This is a genomic window from Desulfovibrio piger (genome assembly GCF_900116045.1).
Lineage (GTDB): Bacteria > Desulfobacterota > Desulfovibrionia > Desulfovibrionales > Desulfovibrionaceae > Desulfovibrio > Desulfovibrio piger_A.
In genome coordinates this window covers 583968-605942 of sequence record NZ_LT630450.1, presented here as the reverse complement: position 1 = coordinate 605942, position 21975 = coordinate 583968, and the positions used below count along the sequence as shown (strand labels likewise).

The following is a 21975-nucleotide window of genomic DNA, read 5'->3' as shown; positions in this document are numbered from 1 at the left end:
TTATCCTGTGACAAACTGTTTGGCGGCCCGCACTGCGCTGACCGCATCTTCACAATAGGCGTCCGCACCAATGGCATCAGCAAAGGCCTGGGTCACGGCAGCGCCGCCCACCAGCACCTTGATAGGAAGCTCACGCTCCCGCACCAGGCGGATGGTGTCTTCCATCCGCACCATGGTCGTGGTCATCAGGGCCGACAGGCCGATGATACGCGCCTTATGTTCCAAAGCGCAAGCGACAATCTGCTCCGCAGGGACATCCTTGCCGGCGTCGATGACCTCGAAGCCGTGGTTTCCCAGCAGCAGGCAGACGATGTTCTTGCCGATATCGTGGATGTCCCCTTCCACGGTGGCCATGACGATCACGGGCCGTTCCTCGGGGCCACGGCTCTTCTCCAGCAGGGGCCTGAGGTGGGCAAAGGCCTTTTGCATCGTCTCCGCCGCACGGATGAGCTGGGGCAGGAAGTACTCCCGGCGCTCATAGCGCGCGCCCACTTCGGTGATGGCCGGGATCAGGACGTCCTGCACCAGGGCGAAAGGCTCGGCACCGGCGGCCAGCTCTTTTTCCAGCAGGGGCAGCACGTTCTCCAGGTCCCCGAAAAGGACGGCATCCCCCAACGTCTCGGCAGCGGCGCCCGGCCCCTTCCCTGCCCTGACCACACCGCCGCTGGCTTTCCAGTCGGCATAGGAGGCGATGAACGAACCGGCGTTGCTGTCGCTCCCCTGCAGCACGGCCACGGCATCACAGGCCTCATGCAGGCGTGGCGCGGAAGGATTGGCGATGCAGGACGAGAGCCCGGCGCCCGCGCACATGGCCATGAAGGTGGCATTGAGCAGGTCGCGGGCCGGCAGGCCGAACGAAACATTGGAAAGCCCCAGCGTGGTCGCCAGCCCCTGGCTGCGGCACCAGCGGACCATCTCAAGGCATTGCAGGGCGCCCTCGGGCTTGGAGGACACGGAAAGGGCCAGGATGTCCACCATCACCAGACGGCGGGGGATGCCCAGGGCATCGGCCTGTTCCAGCAGCTTTTCCACGATGGCGATGCGCTCGGAGGCCCGGACGGGCAGTTTCGTCCCCTGCAGGGGGAGCAGGATGAAGGGCGCGCCGAAATCGCGGCAGACCGGCCCCAGCAGCTCCATGCGCCCGGCTTCGCCGCTGATGGAATTGACAAGGAAGGAGCCCGGACAGTAGGGCAAGGCACGGGCGATGGCCTGGGCGCTGGAAGAATCCAGCGACAGGGGCACGTCCACCCGGGAGACCAGACGCTGCACCAGGTCGGGCAGGAGCACGGTCTCGTCCACCAGCGAGGCGCCCACGTTCACATCAAGGATGCGGGCCCCGGCCTGCAGCTGCTCATCGGCCAGGCGGAAGGCCTCGTCGAACTGTCCGGCCTGCAGCTGGCTGGTCAGCTCCTTCTTGCCCGTGGGATTGATGCGCTCGCCGATGACGCTGAACGGCTGCCCTTCTCCCAGACGCAGGAGCTGCGAACGGCTGGTCAGGCAGATGCCCGCAGGGCTGACCAGCGGACGTTCTTCGCAGGACACGCTTTCCAGGGCCTGGCGCAGGGCCGCCAGATGCCGGGGCGTGGTGCCGCAGCAGCCGCCCAGCACCCGGGCCCCACGGGCCGCGAACGCTGCCGTTTTTTGGGCAAAGGCTTCCGGTCCCAGCGGGAAGACGGTCTCCGAGCCGCGCAGCTCCGGCAGACCGGCATTGGGTTCCGCGACGACAGGGCAGGAACAGGCCGACAGCAGCTCTTCCACCACGGGCAGCATCTGGTCCGGCCCCAGACTGCAATTGGTGCCCAGGGCCGCCACGCCCATGTTCTGCATGGTCTCGGCAAAGATGGTGGGGGAAGAGCCCGTCAGGCTGACGCCCTGTTCGAAGGTCATGGAGACCATGACGGGCAGGTCGCAGACCTGGCGCGCGGCCGCCACGGCAGCCCTGGCTTCGGCCAGGTCGAACTGGGTCTCGATGAAGATGAGGTCCGCGCCACCGGCCACGAGGCCGCGTATCTGCTCCGCGAAGGCCCTGATGAGATCTTCAGGCTCCATATCGCCCAGGGGGCGGGCAAAGTGACCGCTCGGGCCCACGTTGCCGGCCACGAACACGGGGCGTCCGGCCTGGGCGGCCGCGGCGCGCGCTGTCTCCACCATTCGCTTGTTGAAGGCAAAAACATCCAGGGAGGCCGGGAGCTTGCAGGGATTGCCGCCGAACGTGCATGACGTGATGATGTCCACTCCCGCATCAAGGTAGGCCTTGTGGATAGCCTGAAGGATATCCGGCCGCTCCATGCAGAACTCTTCCGGGCTGACCCCGGCCGGCAGGCCGGAAGCCTGCAACATGGTCCCCATGGCGCCATCAAGCAACAACGGGCGCCTTTCCGCAAGGCGCTGAACAAATTTCATTCCTGTACCCAGCCTTTTATAAAATAAGATGTGGCATCCGCCCGTCAGCGGGCCGGCCGCAAGCAGCCGCAAGGCTTTTACTACTGAAAATCATTGAAAAGGACAAATCAAAACTATAGCATGGGGCTGCACCGACATCAGGGATGTCATCAGCCCCCTGAGGAACATAATGAAAAAAAGCAACAAAAATGTCCCTGACCCCTCTTCTTCCGCGCCCGTGGCGGACGTGGAAGTCCTGGATGCCGCCGACGAAGACAGCTCTCTGGACCCCCTGGAAGAGCTCGACGAGGACAGCCTCGACCAGGGTGAGATTCTGGATGTGGGCGAAGACGGCCCCATGCTGCTCACGGAAGGCAGCCATGACGAATCCAGCCTCCCTGCGCCGTCCATGCCCCGCCTGCCGTCTACCGGCGGCCGGGACAGTCTGCAGCTTTATCTGCGCGAGGTGAGCCGTTTCCCCATGCTCAAGCCCGAGGAAGAGCACGAGCTGGCCGTGCGGGTACGCGATCACAATGACCCCGACGCCGCCTTCCGGCTGGTGTCGTCACATCTGCGCCTTGTGGTACGCATCGCCATGGATTTCCAGCGCCGCTGGATGCAGAACGTCCTCGACCTTGTCCAGGAAGGCAATGTGGGCCTTATGCGGGCCGTCAACAAGTTCGACCCCGACAAGGGCATCAAGTTCTCCTACTATGCCTCGTTCTGGATCAAGGCCTATATCCTCAAGTTCATCATGGACAACTGGCGCATGGTCAAGATCGGCACCACCCAGGTGCAGCGCAAGCTGTTCTACAATCTCAACCGCGAGCGGCAAAAGCTGGTGGCCCAGGGCTTCGACCCCGATGCTGCCATGCTCTCCGAGCGTCTGGGCGTCAGCGAGGAACAGATCACCGAGATGGATCAGCGCCTTGCCGCCAATGACCTTTCCCTCAATGCGCAGGTAGGTGAAGAGGCCGGCGGTGCCACCCGCATGGATTTCCTGCCGGCCCTGGGACCGGGCATCGAAGACAGCCTGGGGGATTCCGAAGTGGCGGAACTGCTGCGCGAAAAGCTCAAGACCATCCTGCCCAAGCTCAACGAAAAGGAACTCTACATCCTGCAGAACCGCCTGCTGACAGACGACCCCGTCACCTTGCGCGAGATCGGTGAACGATATAACGTGACCCGCGAGCGTGTACGCCAGCTGGAAGCCCGTCTTCTGGAGAAGATCCGCCAGCACCTGGCCCTGGACATCAAGGACTTTTCCGACGCCTGGATTCAGTGAGTTATGAGAAACAAGACCATCTTCCTGCTCTGCTCTGCCCTGCTGAGCGGTTCGCTTTCCCTGTCCCTGCTGGGCTGTGGCGGCTGTGCCTCCACCCAGCCCCGGAGCGGGGCCGCCTCTCCCTCCTTCCAGGGCATCGAGATCCTGCCCGAGGAAAAAGAGCTTTCGCCGGCCGCCAAGGATACCTACGCCTATCTCCTTTATATGCAGGCCCTTGCCGACGAGGATGAAGAACTGCTCCTGCAGGCGGCCCGGCAGATGACCGGCGGGACCCTTCCGCCCAAGGCCTGGCTGGAAGGTGCCCTGTGGCTGGACAGCCGCCATTCGGAGAACGTCCTTTCCCTGCTGGCACTGGGCTTGCAGGTCTGGCCCGACGATCTGCCCCTCAATCTGTTCAATGCCGAGGCACTGGCGGCCCACGGCAAGGCCGAACAGGGGCTGGAACAGATACAGGCCTTCGTGACGCGGCATCCCGACTCCCTGGATGCCCGCATGGAGCTGATCCTGCTGCTGGTCAAGGCCAAGAGATTCGATGAGGCGGAAAAACATATCGGCAGTATCGCTGCCGGCGAGCGCACGCCCATGGTGGACTATTACCATGCCCGGGCCCTGATCGGGATGCAGCGCCGTGCGGAAGCCATACCGCTGCTCCAGAAGGCCATCCAGGCCATGCCGGATTTCGTCGAGGCCCTGGTGGAGCTGGCCTATGCCTACGAACAGCAGAAGCAGTGGAACGAGGCCCGCTCCGTCTATGAGAAGCTGCTCAAGCTCCAGGTCTCGGAACAGGATGTCTGTCTGCGTCTCGTCCACCTTTCACTGCGTCTCAACCAGCCGGAAAAGGCCTTGAAATATTTCCGCAAGGGCCCGGACTCCGCGGCCTTCAAGCTCACAGCCGTCAGCATGTTCCTGGAAAGCCGTCATTACCTGCAGGCAGAGCGGCTGCTCAAGGAGATGCTGGACGAGCCCGGTGTGCCCCCCGATGTTTTCCTGATGCTGGCCGGCATCGCCCGTGACCAGCGCCGCGACACGGAGCTGGCCCTGAGCTGGCTGGCCAGGATCCCCGCCACCAGCCCCGCAGCCGTACGGGCGGAGGGCCTGAAAGCCCAGATCCTCGCCGATGCAGGCAAGGAGAAGGAGGCCCTGGCCTCCGTGCGCAGCCTCCAGCAGCGCCATGCCCGCAACGAGACCCTGCTGTTGCTGGAGATCCGCCTGCTGGCCCGCATGCACGCCATGGACGAAGCACTGGACAAGGCCCGCCAGGCCGTGACGCTTGTACCGGACAGCCCGGAGCTGGCCTTTACCCTCGGCAGCCTCCTGGACAGCCTCGGCAAACATGATGGAGCCATGAAGGTCATGCAGGGCATCATCGCCAGCCATCCCGAACACTATCAGGCCCTGAACTATGTGGGGTACAGTCTGGCCGTGCAGGGAAAGGACCTGGAGCACGCTCTGGAGCTGCTGCAGCAGGCCGACCGTCTGGCTCCTGACCAGTTCTTCATCGTGGATTCCCTGGCCTGGGCCTTGTTCCGCCTGGGCCGTACGGAAGAGGCACTGCAGGCCATCCGGCGCGCTGTGGCCCTCACCCCCTCGCCTGAAGCCGAGATCCTGGAACACTACGGCGATATCGCCGCCGCCGCGGGTCAGAAAGAAGAAGCCCGCAAGGCCTACGAACAGGCCCTGAAACTCAAACCCGCCAATGCGGATTCCCTGCGCCTGCGTCTGGGGGACCTATGAAAAAGATCCTTTGTCTCATCGTCCTGATGTTCATGGCTTCGGCCTGTGCCCGCCAGCCCGTGACTGTACCGCCGGCTGACGGCGCCGGTCGCTGGCAGGCTTTCGTGGCCCGCAGCGAAGCCATCAAGGAAGCCCCCTACCTGCTGAACGCCAGCCTGCGTTTCGGCACGGAAGGCGATACCCGGCGCGTCACGGCCCTGCTCTGGGGCAATGACAGCCGGAGCCTGCGCATGGATGTCATGGCCGGTATCGGAGCCGTGGTGGCCAAGATCTGGGAATCCGGCGATGAGTTCCTCGTTTACAGTCCCACGGAAAACCGGGCCTTTTTCCATCAGGGCAGCAACAAGCCCCTGCTGCGCGTCGGCGTGCCGGTGCCCTTTGCCCTGGATCAGCTGGCGGCCCTGCTCAACGGCCGCCTCGTGACGGTCTTCGGCGACCGCTACTCCGACAGCCGGGCCCTTGCCAACGGGCATGTCGGCTTTACCCTTTCCTCTGCCACAGGCGGCCTTCTGGAGATCGACGCCCAGGGCCAGGCCGTGGCCTGGCAGGAAAACGGCCGTCGCGGCTGGAGCATGACCATCGCCTACGATGACGCTGGCCTGCCCCGTCGCCTGAGCCTGCGCCACCCTGACGGCCAGACGGCCGTGCTGCTGGTCAAGGAACGTCAGGCCCCGGCTCCTTTCAATAATGCGCAGCTGAGTCTGCTTTTGCCGGACAGCACCCCGGTACTGCCCCTGGAACGTTACACGGTTCCCCAGCAATAACCTCAAGGAGAGATCATGAAATCCATCCACATGGCCTGTGACCACGCCGGTATCGAACTCAAGGAAACCCTGCGCGCCCATCTGGAAAAGATGGGCTATACGGTCACCGATCACGGCACCCACAGCAAGGAAAGCTGCGATTACCCCGTCTTCGCCCACGCCCTGTGCCATGCTGTCGAAGCTGAAGGTGTGCCCGGCATCCTGATCTGCGGTACGGGGATCGGCATGTCCATAGCGGCCAACCGCCACAAGGGCATCCGGGCGGCGCTGTGCACCACGGAACTGCATGCCCGCTTCACCCGCCTGCACAACAATGCCAACGTGCTGTGCCTGGGGGCCCGGGTCACGGGCGTGGAGCTGGCGCTTGCCATCGTCGACACCTTCCTGTCCACCGGGTTCGAGGGTGGCCGCCATCAGCGCCGCATCGACCTCCTCAATGCCTAGTCCGGGGGCCTGTCATGCAGCTCTACAATACCCTTACCCGCAAAAAGGAAGAATTCGTCCCCGTCCGGCCCGGAAAAGTCAACATGTATGTCTGCGGCATCACCGCCTATGACTACTGCCACATCGGCCATGCCCGTTCCGCCCTGGTCTTCGACGTGCTGGTGCGCCACCTGCGCGCCCTGGGACTGGATGTGACCTTTGTCCGCAACTTTACCGACGTGGACGACAAGATCATCCGCCGCGCCAATGAGGAAAAACGTGACTGGCGCGAAGTGGGCCAGACCTATATCGACGCCTTCCATGAAGACATGGACCGCCTGAATGTGGTGCGTGCCGATCACGAGCCCCGCGCCACAGAATACATCCAGCAGATGCAGGATCTCTGTTCCGAGCTCATTGCCCAGGGCAAGGCCTATGCCGTGCCGTCCGGCGACGTGTACTTCCGTGTGCGGGCCTATCCGCCCTACGGCAAGCTCTCCGGCCGCAGCCTGGACGAATTGCAGGCCGGTGCCCGCGTGGCCCCCGGTGAAGAAAAGCAGGACCCGCTGGACTTTGCCCTGTGGAAGGCGGCCAAGCCCGGCGAACCCTTCTGGGAAAGTCCCTGGGGCAAGGGCCGTCCCGGCTGGCATATCGAATGCTCGGCCATGAGCAAGGAATATCTGCCGCTGGATATCCACGGCGGCGGCCAGGACCTCATCTTCCCCCATCACGAGAACGAGATCGCCCAGACCGAAGCGGCCTGCAACTGCCAGTTGGCCCGCTTCTGGGTGCATAACGGCTTCGTGCAGGTCAATGCCGAGAAGATGTCCAAATCACTGGGCAACTTCAAGACCATCCGCGATATCCTGGGCAGCTACCTGCCCGAGACCCTGCGCTTTTTCCTGCTGGGCAAGCATTACCGCAGCCCCATCGACTTCACCGCCGACATCATGGACGAGTCCGAAAAGGCCCTGCAGCGCATCTACGAATGCCAGCTGGAGGCCGGGAAGGCTCTGGAACGGGCCAAGTGGAAAAAAGTCGACCTGCCCGCGGACATCCTCAAAGAATGGGACGATCACGGCCAGGGCTTCAGCGCTGCCCTGGACGACGATGTGAACACGGCCCAGGCCCTGGGGCACATCTTCTCCCAGGTACGTCTGGTCAACCGCGTGCTGGAAGACAAGGCCCTGCGCGCGGGCGAAGGTGCCCGCCGGCTGCTGGAAGAGTTCTTTGAGCGCCGCAGCGACTGGTCGGCCCAGCTGGGCCTGTTCGGACAGGACCCCGCCACCTTCCTGCTGGCCCTGCGAGACCAGCGGGCGGCCCGCCTGAACATCGACGTGCCGCGCGTGCAGGCTTTGCTGGACGAGCGTGCCGCGGCCCGTGCGGCCAAGGACTTTGCCCGCTCCGACGAATTGCGCGCCGCGCTTGCCGAACTGGGTGTGGCCGTGCGTGATACCGTGGAAGGGCAGGTCTGGGACATAGCCTAGCGAGGTGACGATGCTGCATCGTTTCGGGAAGTTCCGTCGCCCTGTGGCGCTGGTGATGCTGAGTGTCTTCCTGGTCGCCCAGCTGCTTCTGCCGCTGACGGCCCGGGCGTTCTTCTTTGGAGGGGTCTCCCTCAAGGACGAGAAGGAGATGGGGCACAAGTTCGATGTGGCCATCCGCTCCAGCCTGCCCATGGTCGACGACCCTGAGGTCAGCAACTATGTGGATGGCCTTGTCCGCCGTCTGGTCAAGGCAATCCCGCCCCAACCTTTCACCTTCACGTCCGGCGTCATCCTGCACAATGCCATGAACGCCTTTGCCATCCCCGGCGGCCATGTCTATGTCTTCACCGGGCTGATCATGAACTTCGAGGATGAGAGCCAGCTGGCCGGCGTCCTTTCGCATGAACTGGCCCATGTGACCCAGCGCCATGTGGCCTCGCGCCTGGAACGGGCCCAGTATCTGTCGGTGGGCAGTTTGCTGCTGGCCATCGCCGGTGTGGCCGTGGGCGGGCCCGCCGGCGGTGCCGTGGCCGTGGGGGCCCTGGGCGCAGGACAGTCCGCCATGCTCAACTACAGCCGTCTGGATGAAAACGAAGCCGACCAGATCGGCCTGCAATATCTGACCAGGGCGGGTTATCCTCCTTCGGGTCTTGTGGGCGGTTTCAAGATCATGCGCCAGAAAAGCTGGATGACAGGCGCCAGTGTGCCCGCCTACCTGTCCACCCACCCGGATATCGGTGACCGCATCAACGGCATCCAGGCCCGCCTGAGCTCCTTCCCCGCAAGCATCCGCAACCGCTCGTTCGACAATCGTCGCTTCAAGAGGGTCCAGACCATCCTCTGGGGCCGTTATGGTGATGTCCAGGCGGCCTTGCAGCGCTTTTCCGGGAAGGATGCCCTTTCCTGCATGGGGCGGGGCATGGTCCTTTCGCGGCAGAACAACATCCGCGAGGCCACCGCCGCCTTTGACCAGGCCCTGCGGCTGGCTCCCAAAGACCCGCTGGTGCTGCGTGAAGCCGGGACCTTCCATTACCGCAAAGGCGATATGGCCAGGGCGGAAGGTCTGCTGCGTCAGGCCATGCAGCTGGACAAAAACGATTTCATGGCCAGATTCTTTTATGCGCGCATGCTGGATGAGACCGGCCGTGCCCGGCAGGCCCAGCCGTACTATACGGAAGTCCTGCGGGTCGTGCCGGAAGCCGCCGATGTCCACGAAGCCTACGCCCGCTCGCTGGGCTCCACAGGCAGGACAGGGCTGGCCTATATCCACATGGCCTACAGCGCCATCTATTCCAACAACCGCAAGCTGGCAGAGCGCTACTTCAAGCAGGCCAAGGCAAAGACGGAAAAATCCGCCGACAGCGCGGCGTTCCGCAAGCTGGATGCGGTGTACAAAGAACGCAAGGAAATCTGGGAAGACCGATGATGGAAACGCACGCGACGACGATCCTGGCAGTCAAGAAGGACGGGCAGGTAGCCATGGCCGGGGACGGCCAGGTCACCCTGGGCCAGTCCATGATCATGAAGCATACCGCCCGCAAGGTGCGCCGCCTGTATGACGGCAAGATTGTGGCCGGTTTTGCCGGCGCCACGGCCGACGCCTTCACCCTGTTCGAGCTGTTCGAAGCCAAGCTCAAGGAATTTCGCGGCAACCTGCAGCGTTCCGCGGTGGAGCTCACCAAGGAATGGCGCAAGGACAAGTACCTGCGCCGTCTGGAGGCCATGCTCCTGGTCTCTGACGGTGAGCACATCCTGCTGCTCTCCGGCAACGGGGACGTGTTCGAGCCCGATGATGACGTGGCGGCCATCGGCAGCGGCGGCCCCTATGCCCTTTCCGCAGCCCGCGCCCTGCTGCGCCACAGCAGCCTGCCTGCCCGGGAACTGGCCCTGGAATCCATGAAGATCGCTTCGGAGATCTGCGTCTACACCAACGACCATTTCGTGGTCGAGACCCTGTAGGGGGAACAGCGTGGAGATCCGCACCGGCTGCAAGATCAACCTGGGGCTGGAGATAACCGGCGTCCTGTCCAACGGTTACCATACCCTTGATTCCGTGTTCTATCCTCTGGCCCGTCCGTTCGACACCCTGCTGGTGGAGCGGAGGAAAGGGGCAGGCATCCGCGTGTACTGCGATACCCCCGGCATCGATCTGGAGCACAACACCCTGACCAGGGCCCACGCCGCTTTTGCGGCCTTGCTGCCGGAACAGGCGGCCTGCCCGGGCGTGGAGGTCACCCTGCGCAAGGGCATCCCCCACGGCGCAGGCCTGGGGGGCGGCAGCAGTGATGCCGCTGCCCTGCTCCTGTGGCTCAATACCTGCCTGGAGACCCCCCTGCCGCTGCAAGAGCTGGAGAAAGCCGCCATCAACGTCGGCGCGGACGTCCCTTTTTTCCTGCACGGTCAGCCCCGGCGTGTGACCGGCATCGGTGAAGTGCTGGCACCGGCCGAAGTCGATCTGCCCGGCTGGTGGCTCGTCTTGGTCTGCCCTCCGGTGCATGTCTCCACACCGTGGGCCTATCGGGCCTATGACGCTTTGACGGCAGAAGCGGAAAAAGCTGGCGGCAAATGCTTGACAAATCCGGGGAGCAAGGATAATGAAACGCTTCTCGTGATGGGTAAAATCGTGACGGGAACGACGTTCCGCGTCACCACAGAGAACGTGCTCCATATCCGCAATGATCTGGAGCCCGCCGTTGTGCGTGAATACCCGCAGCTGGAGACAATCCGACACTACCTGCTCCATTCAGGAGCCGCCTGTGCCCGCATGAGCGGCAGCGGATCGAGCATGTTCGGCCTGTTCCCAGCCCGTCACGCAGCCGAGGCGGCAGCGCAGGGCCTGGCCCCGCAGTACGGGAAGGTCTTTGTGCTGCCCATGAATGCTGGGATGTAGCCAAGTGGTAAGGCAACGGGTTTTGGCTCCGTCATCCGAAGGTTCGAGCCCTTCCATCCCAGCCACACCCAAACCATAACTGCTGCCGCTATCGGCAAGGTGAACGGACCATGTTCAGCGATCTCAAGATTGTCACGGGTTCTTCCAATCCCGAGCTGGCCAAAGCCATTTGCGACCATCTCGGCTGTCAGCTTACTCCTACTCTGGCAACCACCTTCAGCGATGGCGAGCTGCGTATTGAAATCGGTGACAACGTACGCGGTGATGACGTGTTCGTTGTCCAGCCTACCTGTCCCCCGCTGGTCAATCGCAACCTGATGCAGCTCTGCCTCATGCTCGACGCCCTCAAGCGTGCCAGCGCCGGTCGCATCACGGCTGTGATCCCCTACTACGGTTACGCCCGCCAGGACCGCAAGGTAAGCCCCCGTGCGCCCATCAGCGCCAAGATGGTGGCTGACTTCATCAGCGTGGCCGGTGCCGGCCGCGTGGTGACCATCGACATGCATGCCGGTCAGATCCAGGGCTTCTTCAACTGCCCTGTGGACAACCTGTATGCCGCTCCTGTCATGATGGAGCCCCTGCGCCAGATCGAAGGCGACATCGTCATCGTCTCTCCCGACGCCGGCGGTGTGGAGCGCGCCCGTTCCTATGCCAAGCGCCTGAACGCCCCCCTGGCCATCGTGGACAAGCGTCGCGACAAGCCCAACCAGGCCCAGGCCATGCACGTCATCGGGGATGTGGAAGGCAAGACGGCCATCATCGTTGACGACATCATCGACACTGCCGGCACCCTGTGCGCCGGTGCCGACGTCCTGCTCAAGTACGGTGCCAAAAAAATCATCGCCTGCGCCTCCCACGGCGTGCTGTCCGGTCCTGCCATCGACCGCATCAACGCTACCGAGGCTCTGGATCGTGTCATCGTGACCGATACCATCCCGATGGGAGAAAAACTGGTGCAGTGTCCCAAACTGCAGGTGGTATCCGTGGCTGCCCTGCTGGGCAAGACCATCCACAACATCCACACGGGTTCCTCCGTCAGCGTTCTCTTTGTATAGATGCCGGGTTTTCCCGGCTCCATAATATAAGAAAACTTCCCGCACTTTCATGCGGCACTAGGTAAGGAGTTAAACATGACCATTGAAAAGACGTTGAGCGTGCAAAAGCGTGAAGGTAGCGGCAAAGGCCCTGCGGGCCGTGCGCGCACGCAGGACATGATCCCCGGTGTGTTCTACACCGCCAAGGGTGACAACATCGCTGTGCAGGCTCCCGCGCTGCCTCTGGAAAAAATGTACACCGAAATGGGCCGTACCGCCGTGTTCAACCTGGAAATCGACGATAACGGCACCAAGACCGTGCACCCCGTCATGTTCTGGGAAGTGCAGAAGCATCCCTACAAGAAGGCCTTTACCCATGTGGACTTCTACGGCGTGGACCTGGACAAGGAAGTCAAGGTCGATGTGCCGATCGAATTCGTGGGCGTTTCCCGCGGCGTCAAGCTGGGCGGCGTGATGGAAACCTATCGCGAGAGCGTGCGCCTGTGCTGCAAGCCCCTGGACATGCCCAAAAAGGTGACCATCGACGTGACCGATATGGGTATCAATGACAGCGTGACCGTGGAGACCCTGTCGCTCCCCGAAAACGTCAAGGCCGTGTTCGACAAGAACTTCGCCATCGTGAGCGTGTTCTCCAAGAGCAAGGACGCTGCCGAAGCCGCCGAGTAAGGTGCTTGTCACTGCAGTTTTTTCAGGCCGGTCTCTTTTGAGGCCGGCCTGATTTTTATGCCATGCCCAGTCTCCCTCCCCTGCAGCAACACACCCTGCGCAACGGCAACCGGCAGGTATGCATCGAATTATGGCCCAGACCTGGCGCGGCCTGCCTTGTTTTCTATCCGGGGACCATGTTCTGCCCGCTGCAGTATCGGACGTTCCTGCACAGTCTCTGGAAAAACGGTCTTGCCGTCGCGGCCCTGCATCTTACCGGGCATGGCCTCAACCCGCATCACCGCCTGTTCACCTTTTCCGATCTGCTGCGGGACGGACTGGACGCGGAACAGTGGCTGCGCGACAAGGGTATCGGTCCCCTGCTTCTTGGCGGACACAGCCAGGGGGGGATCCTGGCCATGGCCCATGCATCCCGCAGCCGGCAGATGCGGGCCTGCTTCGCCTTCAGCGGGATCTTCCCGCAAAGCCGCCGGGCCATCGAGCTGACCCGTTTTGCCCCCTGGGCGGCGCAACGCCAGCGCCTGCTTGCCGGTCTGAAGATACTCAGTACCTGCCTGCCCCGACTGCCGTTGCCCGTGTTCAGTTATCTGTCGGTCAAAAAGATCCTTGGCGGCTGTCTGCGGCTGCCCCTGGATCGCCGTCAGGCCAGGACGAGTTATCCCTTGTCCTTTCTGTACTCACTGTTCACTGCCTCGGTGGCGTCCACGGTCCACTGTCCGTTCTATCTTTTCAATGCCCGTGATGATGCCCTGTTCACCAGGCCTTTGATCGAGGAGACGTTCGCCGCGGTGACGGCCCCGGAAAAACATTGTATCTGGCTGCCTCGCGGCGGTCATCTGGCCATCCTTTCCCCTGTCGTGGCCGCCAGGACTGCTGCCCATGTGGCGGTTCTGGCCAGCGGGCACGGCCTTCCACTCTCTCTTCACCTGTAAGGAAACTGTCATGGATTTTGGTGGTGTCGTCGTTGGTTTGGGCAATCCCGGCAACCAGTACGCCGGGACGCGCCATAATTGCGGCTTTGCCTTCGTGGAAAACCTGCTGGATCATGCCCGCCGGGAAGGCGGGCAGGTACAGAGCCAGAACGGAGGCAAGTTTTCCTGTGAGCTGTGGCGTCTGCGCTATGCGGCTTTGCCCGGCGACTGGCTGGCGGCCATGCCCCAGACCTTCATGAACCTGAGCGGCCAGTGCGTCCAGCCCCTGCTGGCCTGGCACAAGATCCGCCCGGATCAGCTCGTTGTGGTGCATGATGAGCTGGATATCCCTGCCGGAGAGCTGCGTTTCAAAAAAGGCGGCGGCAATGCGGGCCACAACGGGCTCAAGTCCATCACCCAGCTGCTGGGGACGCCGGATTTCTACCGACTGCGCATCGGCATCGGGCGTCCGCCCCAGAAGGGGGATGTCATCAACTGGGTGCTGGGGCGTCCTGACAGTGAAGATGCCGAAAAAATACGGGCAGCTATCCATAAGGCACTTGATATTTTGGAGATATTTGCCGGCAAAGGGCTGGAAGCCGCCGTACGGGCGACCCGCTCCTGATCCCGGGCCGGCGTGAGCCGGCTTTTTTTATGGCAGTGCCATTCATAAAAAAAATTTTTTTGCTGGACTAATGATCGGGTATGCGCTATGTTCTTTTAACAGTGGAAAAGATTACCTGAATCTTTTCCACATTTGCTATTTTTCTTCGCGTTTGGCGCGGGCACTTCAACCCTTGGACGGAAATGTTTACATCCGAACAGCTTGTAGTGTACCCAGCTCAAGGAGTGGGCCAGATAGAGCGCATCGACAGCCAGAATATTGGTGGTTCGGCGTGCGATTTCTATATCGTGCGCATCAGGGCCAACAGTATCACCCTCATGGTGCCTGTCAAAAATGCCTCTAATGTCGGTCTGCGCACCCTGGTCAGCACCAAGGAAGCAGAGCACATCTGGAACGCGCTGCGCAACAATCCCCAGCAGACCGTCCACACGGGGCAGAACTGGAACCGGCGCTTTCGCGAATACTCCGAGCGTCTCAAGAGCCCGGATCTGTCCATCGTCGCCAATGTACTGCGCGAACTCCTCCTCATCGGCCGGACCAAGGATCTCTCCTTTGGTGAGCGGCGCCTTCTGGAACAGGCCATGAGCCTTGTTACCGGAGAACTGGGAGAAGTTCTCCATACGGAACAGCGGGACCTGCAGTCCGAGCTCATCTCCCTCTATTCCCCGCCTGCCAAGCAGCCTGCAAGCACTGCGCATTAACCATTTTTTACTTGCTTCCGGCCCAAAGATAGGCTACACGCTTTTCACACGCCCTTTTTATCCCGACCCATAACATTTTTTTGCATCGCATTGCCGTATGGCGATGCGTGCTTCCTACGCCCATGGAAAAAGCACCCCGTAAATATGTCCGTAAAAAAAAGGCTGCTCCTGCCTTGCTTTCAGATAGCGGCCTGAGCCTGACAGAACTGAAAACCCGCAGCATGCAGGCTCTTATGGAGCTGGCCGAACAATACGAGATCGAGAATGCCAGTTCCATGCGCAAACAGGAACTCATCTTCGCACTGCTGCAGGCCTGTGCGTCCCAGAACGGCGCCATCTACGGGGATGGTGTCCTGGAGATACTGCCCGACGGCTTCGGCTTCCTGCGCTCTCCCCTGTGCAGTTATATGCCCGGCCCGGACGACATCTACGTTTCCCCCTCCCAGATCCGCCGCTTTTCCCTGCGCAAAGGCGACATCGTTTCCGGCCAGATCAGGCCCCCCAAAGAAGGCGAGCGCTATTTTGCCTTGCTCAAGGTGACGGAGATCGGCTTCGAGCCACCGGAAAACGCCAAGAATCTTGTCCTGTTCGACAATCTGACGCCCATCTACCCTGATCACCAGCTGATCATGGAGAACGGCGAAAAAAATCTCTCCAACCGCGTCATCGACATCATGTCGCCCATCGGCTGTGGCCAGCGCGGTCTTATCGTGGCTCCGCCGCGTACCGGCAAGACCGTCCTGCTGCAATCGCTGGCCAATGCCATCAATGCCAACAACCCCGATGTCTATCTTATCGTCCTGCTCATTGACGAACGCCCCGAAGAAGTCACGGACATGGAACGCACCGTGAAAAAGGCTGAGGTCATCAGTTCCACATTTGACGAACCGCCCCAGCGCCATGTGCAGGTCTGTGAAATGGTACTGGAAAAAGCCAAGCGTCTGGTGGAGCGAAAGCGGGATGTGGTCATCCTCATGGATTCCATCACCCGCCTGGGCCGCGCCTATAACGCGGTGACCCCTTCGTCGGGCCGCGTGCTTTCCGGCGGCCTGGACGCCAACGCCCTGCAACGTCCCAAGCGTATTTTTGGCGCCGCGCGCAATATCGAGGAAGGCGGCAGCCTGACCATCATCGCCACGGCCCTTATCGACACCGGCTCCCGCATGGATGAGGTCATCTTTGAAGAATTCAAAGGGACCGGCAATATGGAGATCTATCTTGACCGTCATCTGGCGGAAAAGCGCATCTTCCCGGCCATCGACATCAATCGTACCGGCACCCGCAAGGAAGACCTGCTGCTTTCCGACGATATCCTCAACCGTGTCTGGATCCTGCGCAAGATCCTGGCGCCCATGTCTTCCATCGACAGCATGGAATTCCTGCTGGACAAGATGCGGGGGACCAAATCCAACAAGGATTTCATGGACGCCATGGGCAAATAGCCCTCCTGTACCTGCTTTTCGAAAAGGCGCTCCTCGGAGCGCCTTTTTTATTGGTCAGGCTGTGCCATAGCCATGCCCTGTTCTCCTTTTCCGCGTCTTTCGTTGCGTGTGAGTGCCGCAGCATGCGCCTTGCGCAGATGCACAAGCTTTCCTTTGCCGGCATCCGCCCGGGAACAGGAAAACAGAGGCGGATGCATACAACAAAAAAGGCTCCCCTAAGGGAGCCCGGAAGCATCGGAGCAATGGCAAAAAGAGCTAGGCCAGTTTCTTTACCGCGTCCAGCACGGCGTCGTAGTCAGGCTCGTTGGTCACTTCGGGCACCAGCTGGCTGTACGCCAGCGTACCGTCAGGAGCCACCACGAAGATGGCGCGGGCCAGCAGGCGCAGTTCCTGGATCAGCACACCGTAGTTCTTGCCGAAATCCACGTCCTTGTAGTCGGACAGGCTTTCTACGGCCTGCACGCCGGCAGCGCCGCACCAGCGGGCCTGGGCAAAGGGCAGGTCGCAGCTCAGGGCCAGGATCTGCACCTTGTCGGACAGGGCGGCGGCTTCCTTGTTGAAGCGGCGCACTTCCATGTCACACACAGGCGTGTCCAGCGAGGGCACGCTCACCAGGACCACGATCTTGCCCGCATAGTCTTTCAGACTGCGGGGTTCGAGGCCGTTGTTGCACACGGTGAATTCAGGGGCCTTCTGGCCCACGGCGGGCAGGTTGCCTTCGAGGTGGAGAAGATTGCCCATAAAAGTGACGGTCATATAAAAAGCTCCTTGCGGCTTTTACGTTCAAGATGTTTTTGCGTATCAGGAGAACCCGACCTTGTCAAGAACATTTCCTAGTTAATGGAATCCCAGACCAGTGCTGCCCATTCGCCGTCGATGATGCGGCGCGGTTCGGGAAGGCCCTGGGCCCTGTAGGCCGCAGCCACACCATCAGCCTGGATCTCCAGCAGGCCGGAAAGGACGAGGCAACCGCCAGGGCGGCAGGCGCGCACGATATCGGCCGCCATCTCGGTCAGCGGACGGGCCAGGATGTTGGCCAGTACAAGGTCGAACCGCTTCCCGGCCACGGCGCCGATGCTGCCTTCGGCCACTGTGAAGTTCTCGGGCGCGACGGCATTGAGGACACGGTTTTCAAGCGCGTTGTCCACGGCCAGCGGATCGATGTCCAGACCTTCGCCTGTGAGACCGGACTTGCAGCAGCCGATGCCCAGCACCCCGGAGCCGGTGCCCAGGTCGAGGAAATGCTGCCCAGCCTGCAGGCGTCCGGCTTCCAGCAGATCGCTGACCACGCGCAGGCACAGGGCCGTGGTGGCGTGATGCCCGGTGCCGAAGGCACTCTTGGGCTCGATGAGGATGGGCGTCCGCCCGGGAAAGTCCGGCGTATCCGCCAGCCACGGCGGCAGGACCACGAACTGCTTGCCGCAGCACACGGGCGTAAAGAACTGGCGCCAGGCCGCCAGCCAGTCGGTCTCCTCCAGTTCGGAAAGTGCGCTCTCCGCGGCCGGGACGGCCTGCTTCAGCAGCCGTTGCAGCCGTTCCAGAAAATCTTTCTGCTCGCAGTGGACCCGGAAGCGCGTCTCACCGGTGGGCAGGCTCTGCTCTTCCCAGCCAAAAGACGCTTCCAGGGCCAGCAGGCCGGTGGTGCAGTCATAATCGCTTTCCGCAACAACAATTTCGAGGCGATGGATGGTTTTCATGCATTCTGCCTAGCCCGCACACCGGGCCCTGTCAAGACGGCATGTTGATTTGCAAGGCAAATGTCTGTATGGATTGTCGGCATCAGCCTTTCACAGGCTTCTTTCACGAGCGCGTCTCCTCATGGGGCGCCTCCTTTTTTTCAGCTTTTACGGGTTTCTTAGTGATTTCCTGTGGATTAGACACGTCCTTCCTGCTGTGCGGTCATGGCGGGCAAGATATACGGGAGACGACGATGCTGGACCAGATCCTTGCGGACATCCGCAAGACCTTCGACGTGGACTTTGTCCCCCTGCAGCTGGATGACGGTCAGCTGCAGGTCCTGAACATCAACAATATGCAGAGCCATCTGGACGGCCTGCTGGCACGGCATGCCATCCATGACCCGCTGAAGGACCTGCCGCTCTGGGCCAAGGTCTGGCCGGGGTCCTTCGTGCTGGGACGCTTCCTGCGCAAGCTGGAGCCCGAGGGCAAGACCATGCTGGAGCTGGGCGGCGGCTGCGGTGTGCTCAGCCTGGTGGCCTCCCGTTACGGATTCCGCCATATCGTGACCAGCGACATCGTCAACGATGCCCTCCAGTTCGCCCGTGCCAACGTGCTGCGCAACAACCTGCAGGACCTGATCGACGTCTGCTATCTGGATGTTTCCCGCCCCGGCAAGGACGAGCGCTTCCCCGAAGGCTTCGACCGCATCGTCGCATCGGAGCTCCTGTACCTTGATGACCTGCACCGGCCGCTGCTGAAGTTCGTTGACCGCCATCTGGCCCCGGGCGGCAAGGCCGTGTTCTGCACGGACATGGCCCGCGCCAAACCGCATTTCGCCAAGCTGGCCGCCAGGACCTTCCAGGTGCAGGAAGGGCATATCGGTGTCAAGAGCCAGGATGGCGACGGCAATGAGCAGCGCCGCATCTACGTCCTGCATATCCTGGAGCGCAAGCAGTAGCCATGAGCACGACCACTCTTCCTGTCATTCGTCTGCAGCCCTGCCCCAAGGGCTATACCCGCGACCTGGACAAGACCATCTCGCCCCAGGAGACCTATGAACGCGTCCAGGCCCGCATGCAGGCCACCGGTCTGGACATCCTGGCCGAAGTCCGCCGCGTGGACGTGGGCCGTCTGGGCATCCCGGTCTACCTCAGTGTCTGCGGCAGGGACGCCCGCGGCATCATGCCCACCCGCAAGCAGATGGGCAAAGGTTCCTCGCCGGAACAGGCCCGTGCCTCCGCCCTGATGGAGCTGATGGAACGCTTTGCCTTTTTCAGTTTCTGGCAACGCCTGCCGCATATGGTCAGCGCCACCTGGGCCGAGGCCGAAGATCGCTTCGGCAAGGACCTGCTGCCCATCGAGGAGATCTGCCGCTCCGTGGAGGACAGCCTTTCCCCGGAACAGGCCCGCGAAGCCATGAGCACCCTGCGCTGGCATTTCTTTCCTGCCACACATCTGGCTGACGGCCGCACTGTCTGGCTGCCGCTGGACTGGTTCAAGCTGCTGGGGGAATTCAACGGCACGTCCGCAGGCAACAGCCCGGAAGAATCCCTGCTGCAGGGGCTTTCCGAGCTGGTGGAGCGCCATGTCTGCTGCCGTATCGACCGGGAACGCCTGACCACCCCTACCATCGATCCGCACGAAGTGGACGATCCCACCCTGCGCGACCTGCTGGCCGCTTTCGAGCGGGAAGGCATCCATATCATGCTCAAGGACTTCTCCCTGGGCATGCCGCTGCCCACTGTCGGTGCGGTGGCCTGGGACCCGGCCACCTTCCCGGCCCGCTCCGAGATCGTGTTCACGGCCGGTACCGCGGCCTCTCCGGCCAAGGCCGCCATCCGTGCCGTCACGGAGATCGCCCAGCTGGGCGGTGACTTTTGCACGCAGGCCTGCTACGAGGCCTCCGGTCTTTCCAAGTTCGAACGCCTGGAAGGCATCCAGTGGCTGCTGGAAGGCCCCGTCTGCCGTCTGTCCGACCTGCCCAGCGTGGAAGCGCCCGACATTCGCGACGAGCTGCTCCGGGCGCTGCATGGTCTGGAGCCGGTGCAGGTCTACGCCGTGGAGACCACCCATCCCGCGCTGGGGGTCCCGGCCCACTACTGCATCGCTCCGGGCCTCGCCTTCCGCGAACGTGACCGCAACCAGAGCATCGGCCTGTTCGTGGGCCGCAAGCTGGCCGAAGAGGCAGATGAGCAAACGGCCCTGCATGGTCTGGCCGTGCTGGAGCGCTGCTATCCCGGCGCGCATTTCCTGCCTTTTTTCCGCGCCATGCTGGCCCTGCGCGCGGAGCGTTTTGACGAGGCCCGCGACCTTTTCGCCCAGGCCCGCCCCCTGCAGCCGGAAAACGACGCCAAGGGTCTGGCCGCCTTTTACGAAGGCTATGTCTCCACGCTGACCGGCGACTGGGAAAGGGCCCTGCCTCCCCTGCGCGATGCCGTGGCCCTGTGCCCGGACATGAAGGAATACGGCAACCTGCTGGGCGTCTGCCTGTTCAAGCTCAAGCGCTATGAAGAGGCCGCCGCTGCCTTCCGCGCCGTGCTCAAGGTGGACAAGGGCTCGGTGATGGATCTGGCCAATCTGGGCCTGTGCGAGAAATTCCTGGGCCAGAGGGAAGCCGCCATGGAACATCTGGCGGCCGCACTGGAAGTGGATCCTTCGCTGGACTTTGCCCGCACGCACCTGGAAGAACTTAAAGCATCACTTTAAATAAAGATCATGTGTTCATAACCGTCGGGGAGAAAGCCGCTGCATGGGGCTTTCTCCCTTTTCCATGGTCTCCGCCCGGCCTGCCGGCTGCTGCTGCCGGCCCTTCCCTGCTCCCCGAAAAGATAGGCAGAAAGCGCCTTTACAAGCCCGGCCCGGGCGCGTACACCTCTTTTCCTGATACGATTTTTTACCGAGGTACCCAATGACCCGTTTTCTTCTGCTGCTTTGCGCGGCCTTTTTACTGGCCGGTTGCGGCGCCAAGGGCGTGACCGTGGTGGACAGGTCCGGCTTCGTGACCATGAGCCAGCGCATGCCCCAGGAACTGAAAGCCCGCGGACTGCTCACCGATGACGGCAGCTATATCTCCCTGCCCGGTGGCGGTGGCAAGAACTACGGCGAGATCCTTTTCCGCCAGCTCTCCCCCGAATTCCTCTATACTGACAGGGGCCACGTCTATCTGGGCAGCACCTTTGCCGCCACGCGCACGCCCTCCAGTCATGCCACCGTGCGCAAGACCGGCTTCACCATCATCCATCCCACCCAGACCATCAATCTGGCCATGCTGGGCATCGTGGACTGGAACAACGACGAAAAGGACGAATGGCTCATCGCCTGTGATGTCCGCCCGCACCTGGGCTCCGAAAGCCGCACTTATTATGTGCTGGTGCCGCCGCCGCTGCGCAAGGGCGAGCCCCTGCAGGCCACTGTGGCCGCGGTGTACGAATGCTACGGCCTGGCCTGCAAGCTCACCGTGCGTGACAGCCGCGCCATCCCCCGCGTGGGCGAAGGCGAACTGCCCCCCACGGACGTGCATGATGCCCTTCCCGGCATGGAAGGCGTGACCGAACCGCCCCGCCCGGACAGCACGCCGCGCTCCGGCCTGCAGGAACGGTCGCTGTAGATAACACCACCAGATATAAAGTATGAAGGAAGCGGGCCTCTCCTTTTCGGCGGGGCCCGCTTCCTTCGCTTATGGTAACGGCTATTTTCCAATGAACTGATGCAAAAGAGGCACCTGCATCACTGCACGTGCCTTGATTTCCTGTTGGCCCTGGGGGATAAATACGATTAATATAATATATTGACTTTTATGTATTATATTTAAATTTTTCCTGAAATACCTCTCTGAATACCCCAATACGATAAAAAATCCGAAAATATTTTTTTACATCTCAAAAACATAGTACTATCCTAAAAATAGACATCGTTGTCTGTGATCTGCTC

General features: G+C 61.9%; 20 protein-coding genes and 1 tRNA gene. 18 read left to right on the top strand and 3 right to left on the bottom strand.

All coding sequences use genetic code 11. From position 1 onward, the window contains the following. Positions 1–2403: a homocysteine S-methyltransferase family protein gene (locus DESPIGER_RS02995; RefSeq protein WP_072332890.1), complete on the bottom strand. Its 2403-nt coding sequence runs from the start codon at positions 2401–2403 to the stop codon at positions 1–3. A 169-nt stretch (positions 2404–2572) separates the two neighbouring features. Here DESPIGER_RS02995 and DESPIGER_RS02990 point away from each other — a divergent pair, with 169 nt between their 5' ends. The 15 genes from DESPIGER_RS02990 (at position 2573) to rho (ending at position 16365) form a co-directional block, all read left to right on the top strand. Then, a complete protein-coding gene (locus DESPIGER_RS02990; RefSeq protein ID WP_072332887.1) occupies positions 2573–3667 on the top strand; it encodes a sigma-70 family RNA polymerase sigma factor in 1095 nt (364 codons plus the stop codon). A 3-nt stretch (positions 3668–3670) separates the two neighbouring features. Then, positions 3671–5401: a tetratricopeptide repeat protein gene (locus DESPIGER_RS02985; protein WP_072332885.1), complete on the top strand. Its 1731-nt coding sequence runs from the start codon at positions 3671–3673 to the stop codon at positions 5399–5401. Next, positions 5398–6165: a hypothetical protein gene (locus DESPIGER_RS02980; protein WP_072332882.1), complete on the top strand. Its 768-nt coding sequence runs from the start codon at positions 5398–5400 to the stop codon at positions 6163–6165. Before DESPIGER_RS02985 ends, DESPIGER_RS02980 begins: the two co-directional genes overlap by 4 nt. Before the next feature lie 15 nt (positions 6166–6180). Next, positions 6181–6609, top strand: coding sequence for a ribose 5-phosphate isomerase B (rpiB, locus tag DESPIGER_RS02975; RefSeq protein ID WP_072332879.1), 429 nt, complete (start codon positions 6181–6183; stop codon positions 6607–6609). Positions 6610–6623: 14 nt separating this feature from the next. Beyond that, complete coding sequence (gene cysS, locus DESPIGER_RS02970) at positions 6624–8075, top strand: cysteine--tRNA ligase (RefSeq protein WP_072332876.1); 1452 nt, start codon at positions 6624–6626, stop codon at positions 8073–8075. 10 nt (positions 8076–8085) lie between these two features. Next, on the top strand, positions 8086–9501 hold the full coding sequence (locus tag DESPIGER_RS02965) for a M48 family metallopeptidase (protein WP_072332872.1): 1416 nt from the start codon (positions 8086–8088) through the stop codon (positions 9499–9501). Next, positions 9501–10034: an ATP-dependent protease subunit HslV gene (gene hslV, locus DESPIGER_RS02960; RefSeq protein ID WP_072337505.1), complete on the top strand. Its 534-nt coding sequence runs from the start codon at positions 9501–9503 to the stop codon at positions 10032–10034. Before DESPIGER_RS02965 ends, hslV begins: the two co-directional genes overlap by 1 nt. A 10-nt stretch (positions 10035–10044) precedes the next feature. Then, positions 10045–10965: a 4-(cytidine 5'-diphospho)-2-C-methyl-D-erythritol kinase gene (ispE, locus tag DESPIGER_RS02955; protein WP_083575264.1), complete on the top strand. Its 921-nt coding sequence runs from the start codon at positions 10045–10047 to the stop codon at positions 10963–10965. Next, positions 10956–11030, top strand: a tRNA-Gln gene (locus tag DESPIGER_RS02950). The genes ispE and DESPIGER_RS02950 overlap by 10 nt, the downstream gene beginning before the upstream one ends. A 45-nt stretch (positions 11031–11075) precedes the next feature. Further along, positions 11076–12020 (top strand): ribose-phosphate diphosphokinase, encoded by a 945-nt coding sequence (locus DESPIGER_RS02945; RefSeq protein ID WP_072332866.1) that lies wholly within the window; start codon positions 11076–11078, stop codon positions 12018–12020. Between the two features lie 75 nt (positions 12021–12095). Beyond that, entirely contained in the window at positions 12096–12686 is a 591-nt protein-coding gene (locus DESPIGER_RS02940) for a 50S ribosomal protein L25/general stress protein Ctc (RefSeq protein ID WP_072332863.1), read from the top strand. Between the two features lie 62 nt (positions 12687–12748). Beyond that, on the top strand, positions 12749–13618 hold the full coding sequence (locus DESPIGER_RS02935; protein ID WP_072332860.1) for an alpha/beta hydrolase: 870 nt from the start codon (positions 12749–12751) through the stop codon (positions 13616–13618). 10 nt (positions 13619–13628) lie between these two features. Next, positions 13629–14222, top strand: a complete 594-nt coding sequence (gene pth / locus DESPIGER_RS02930; protein ID WP_072332857.1) for an aminoacyl-tRNA hydrolase — start codon at positions 13629–13631, stop codon at positions 14220–14222. 182 nt (positions 14223–14404) lie between these two features. After that, complete coding sequence (locus DESPIGER_RS02925; RefSeq protein WP_072332855.1) at positions 14405–14923, top strand: CarD family transcriptional regulator; 519 nt, start codon at positions 14405–14407, stop codon at positions 14921–14923. Positions 14924–15114: 191 nt separating this feature from the next. Continuing rightward, on the top strand, positions 15115–16365 hold the full coding sequence (gene rho, locus DESPIGER_RS02920) for a transcription termination factor Rho (protein ID WP_040369422.1): 1251 nt from the start codon (positions 15115–15117) through the stop codon (positions 16363–16365). Between the two features lie 255 nt (positions 16366–16620). Here rho and tpx read toward each other — a convergent pair whose 3' ends face one another. Continuing rightward, a complete protein-coding gene (gene tpx / locus DESPIGER_RS02915) occupies positions 16621–17121 on the bottom strand; it encodes a thiol peroxidase (RefSeq protein WP_072332852.1) in 501 nt (166 codons plus the stop codon). Between the two features lie 77 nt (positions 17122–17198). Then, the gene (locus DESPIGER_RS02910; protein WP_072332849.1) at positions 17199–18062 is read right to left on the bottom strand and encodes a 50S ribosomal protein L11 methyltransferase; all 864 of its coding nucleotides are present in this window, start codon (positions 18060–18062) and stop codon (positions 17199–17201) included. Between the two features lie 233 nt (positions 18063–18295). Between DESPIGER_RS02910 and DESPIGER_RS02905 the strand changes: the two genes are divergently transcribed. The 3 genes from DESPIGER_RS02905 (at position 18296) to DESPIGER_RS02895 (ending at position 21652) form a co-directional block, all read left to right on the top strand. After that, a complete protein-coding gene (locus tag DESPIGER_RS02905; RefSeq protein ID WP_072332846.1) occupies positions 18296–19003 on the top strand; it encodes a class I SAM-dependent methyltransferase in 708 nt (235 codons plus the stop codon). 2 nt (positions 19004–19005) lie between these two features. Beyond that, complete coding sequence (locus tag DESPIGER_RS02900; protein ID WP_072332843.1) at positions 19006–20751, top strand: YcaO-like family protein; 1746 nt, start codon at positions 19006–19008, stop codon at positions 20749–20751. 202 nt (positions 20752–20953) lie between these two features. Beyond that, positions 20954–21652: a hypothetical protein gene (locus DESPIGER_RS02895; RefSeq protein WP_072332840.1), complete on the top strand. Its 699-nt coding sequence runs from the start codon at positions 20954–20956 to the stop codon at positions 21650–21652. Positions 21653–21975 lie beyond the last annotated feature (323 nt).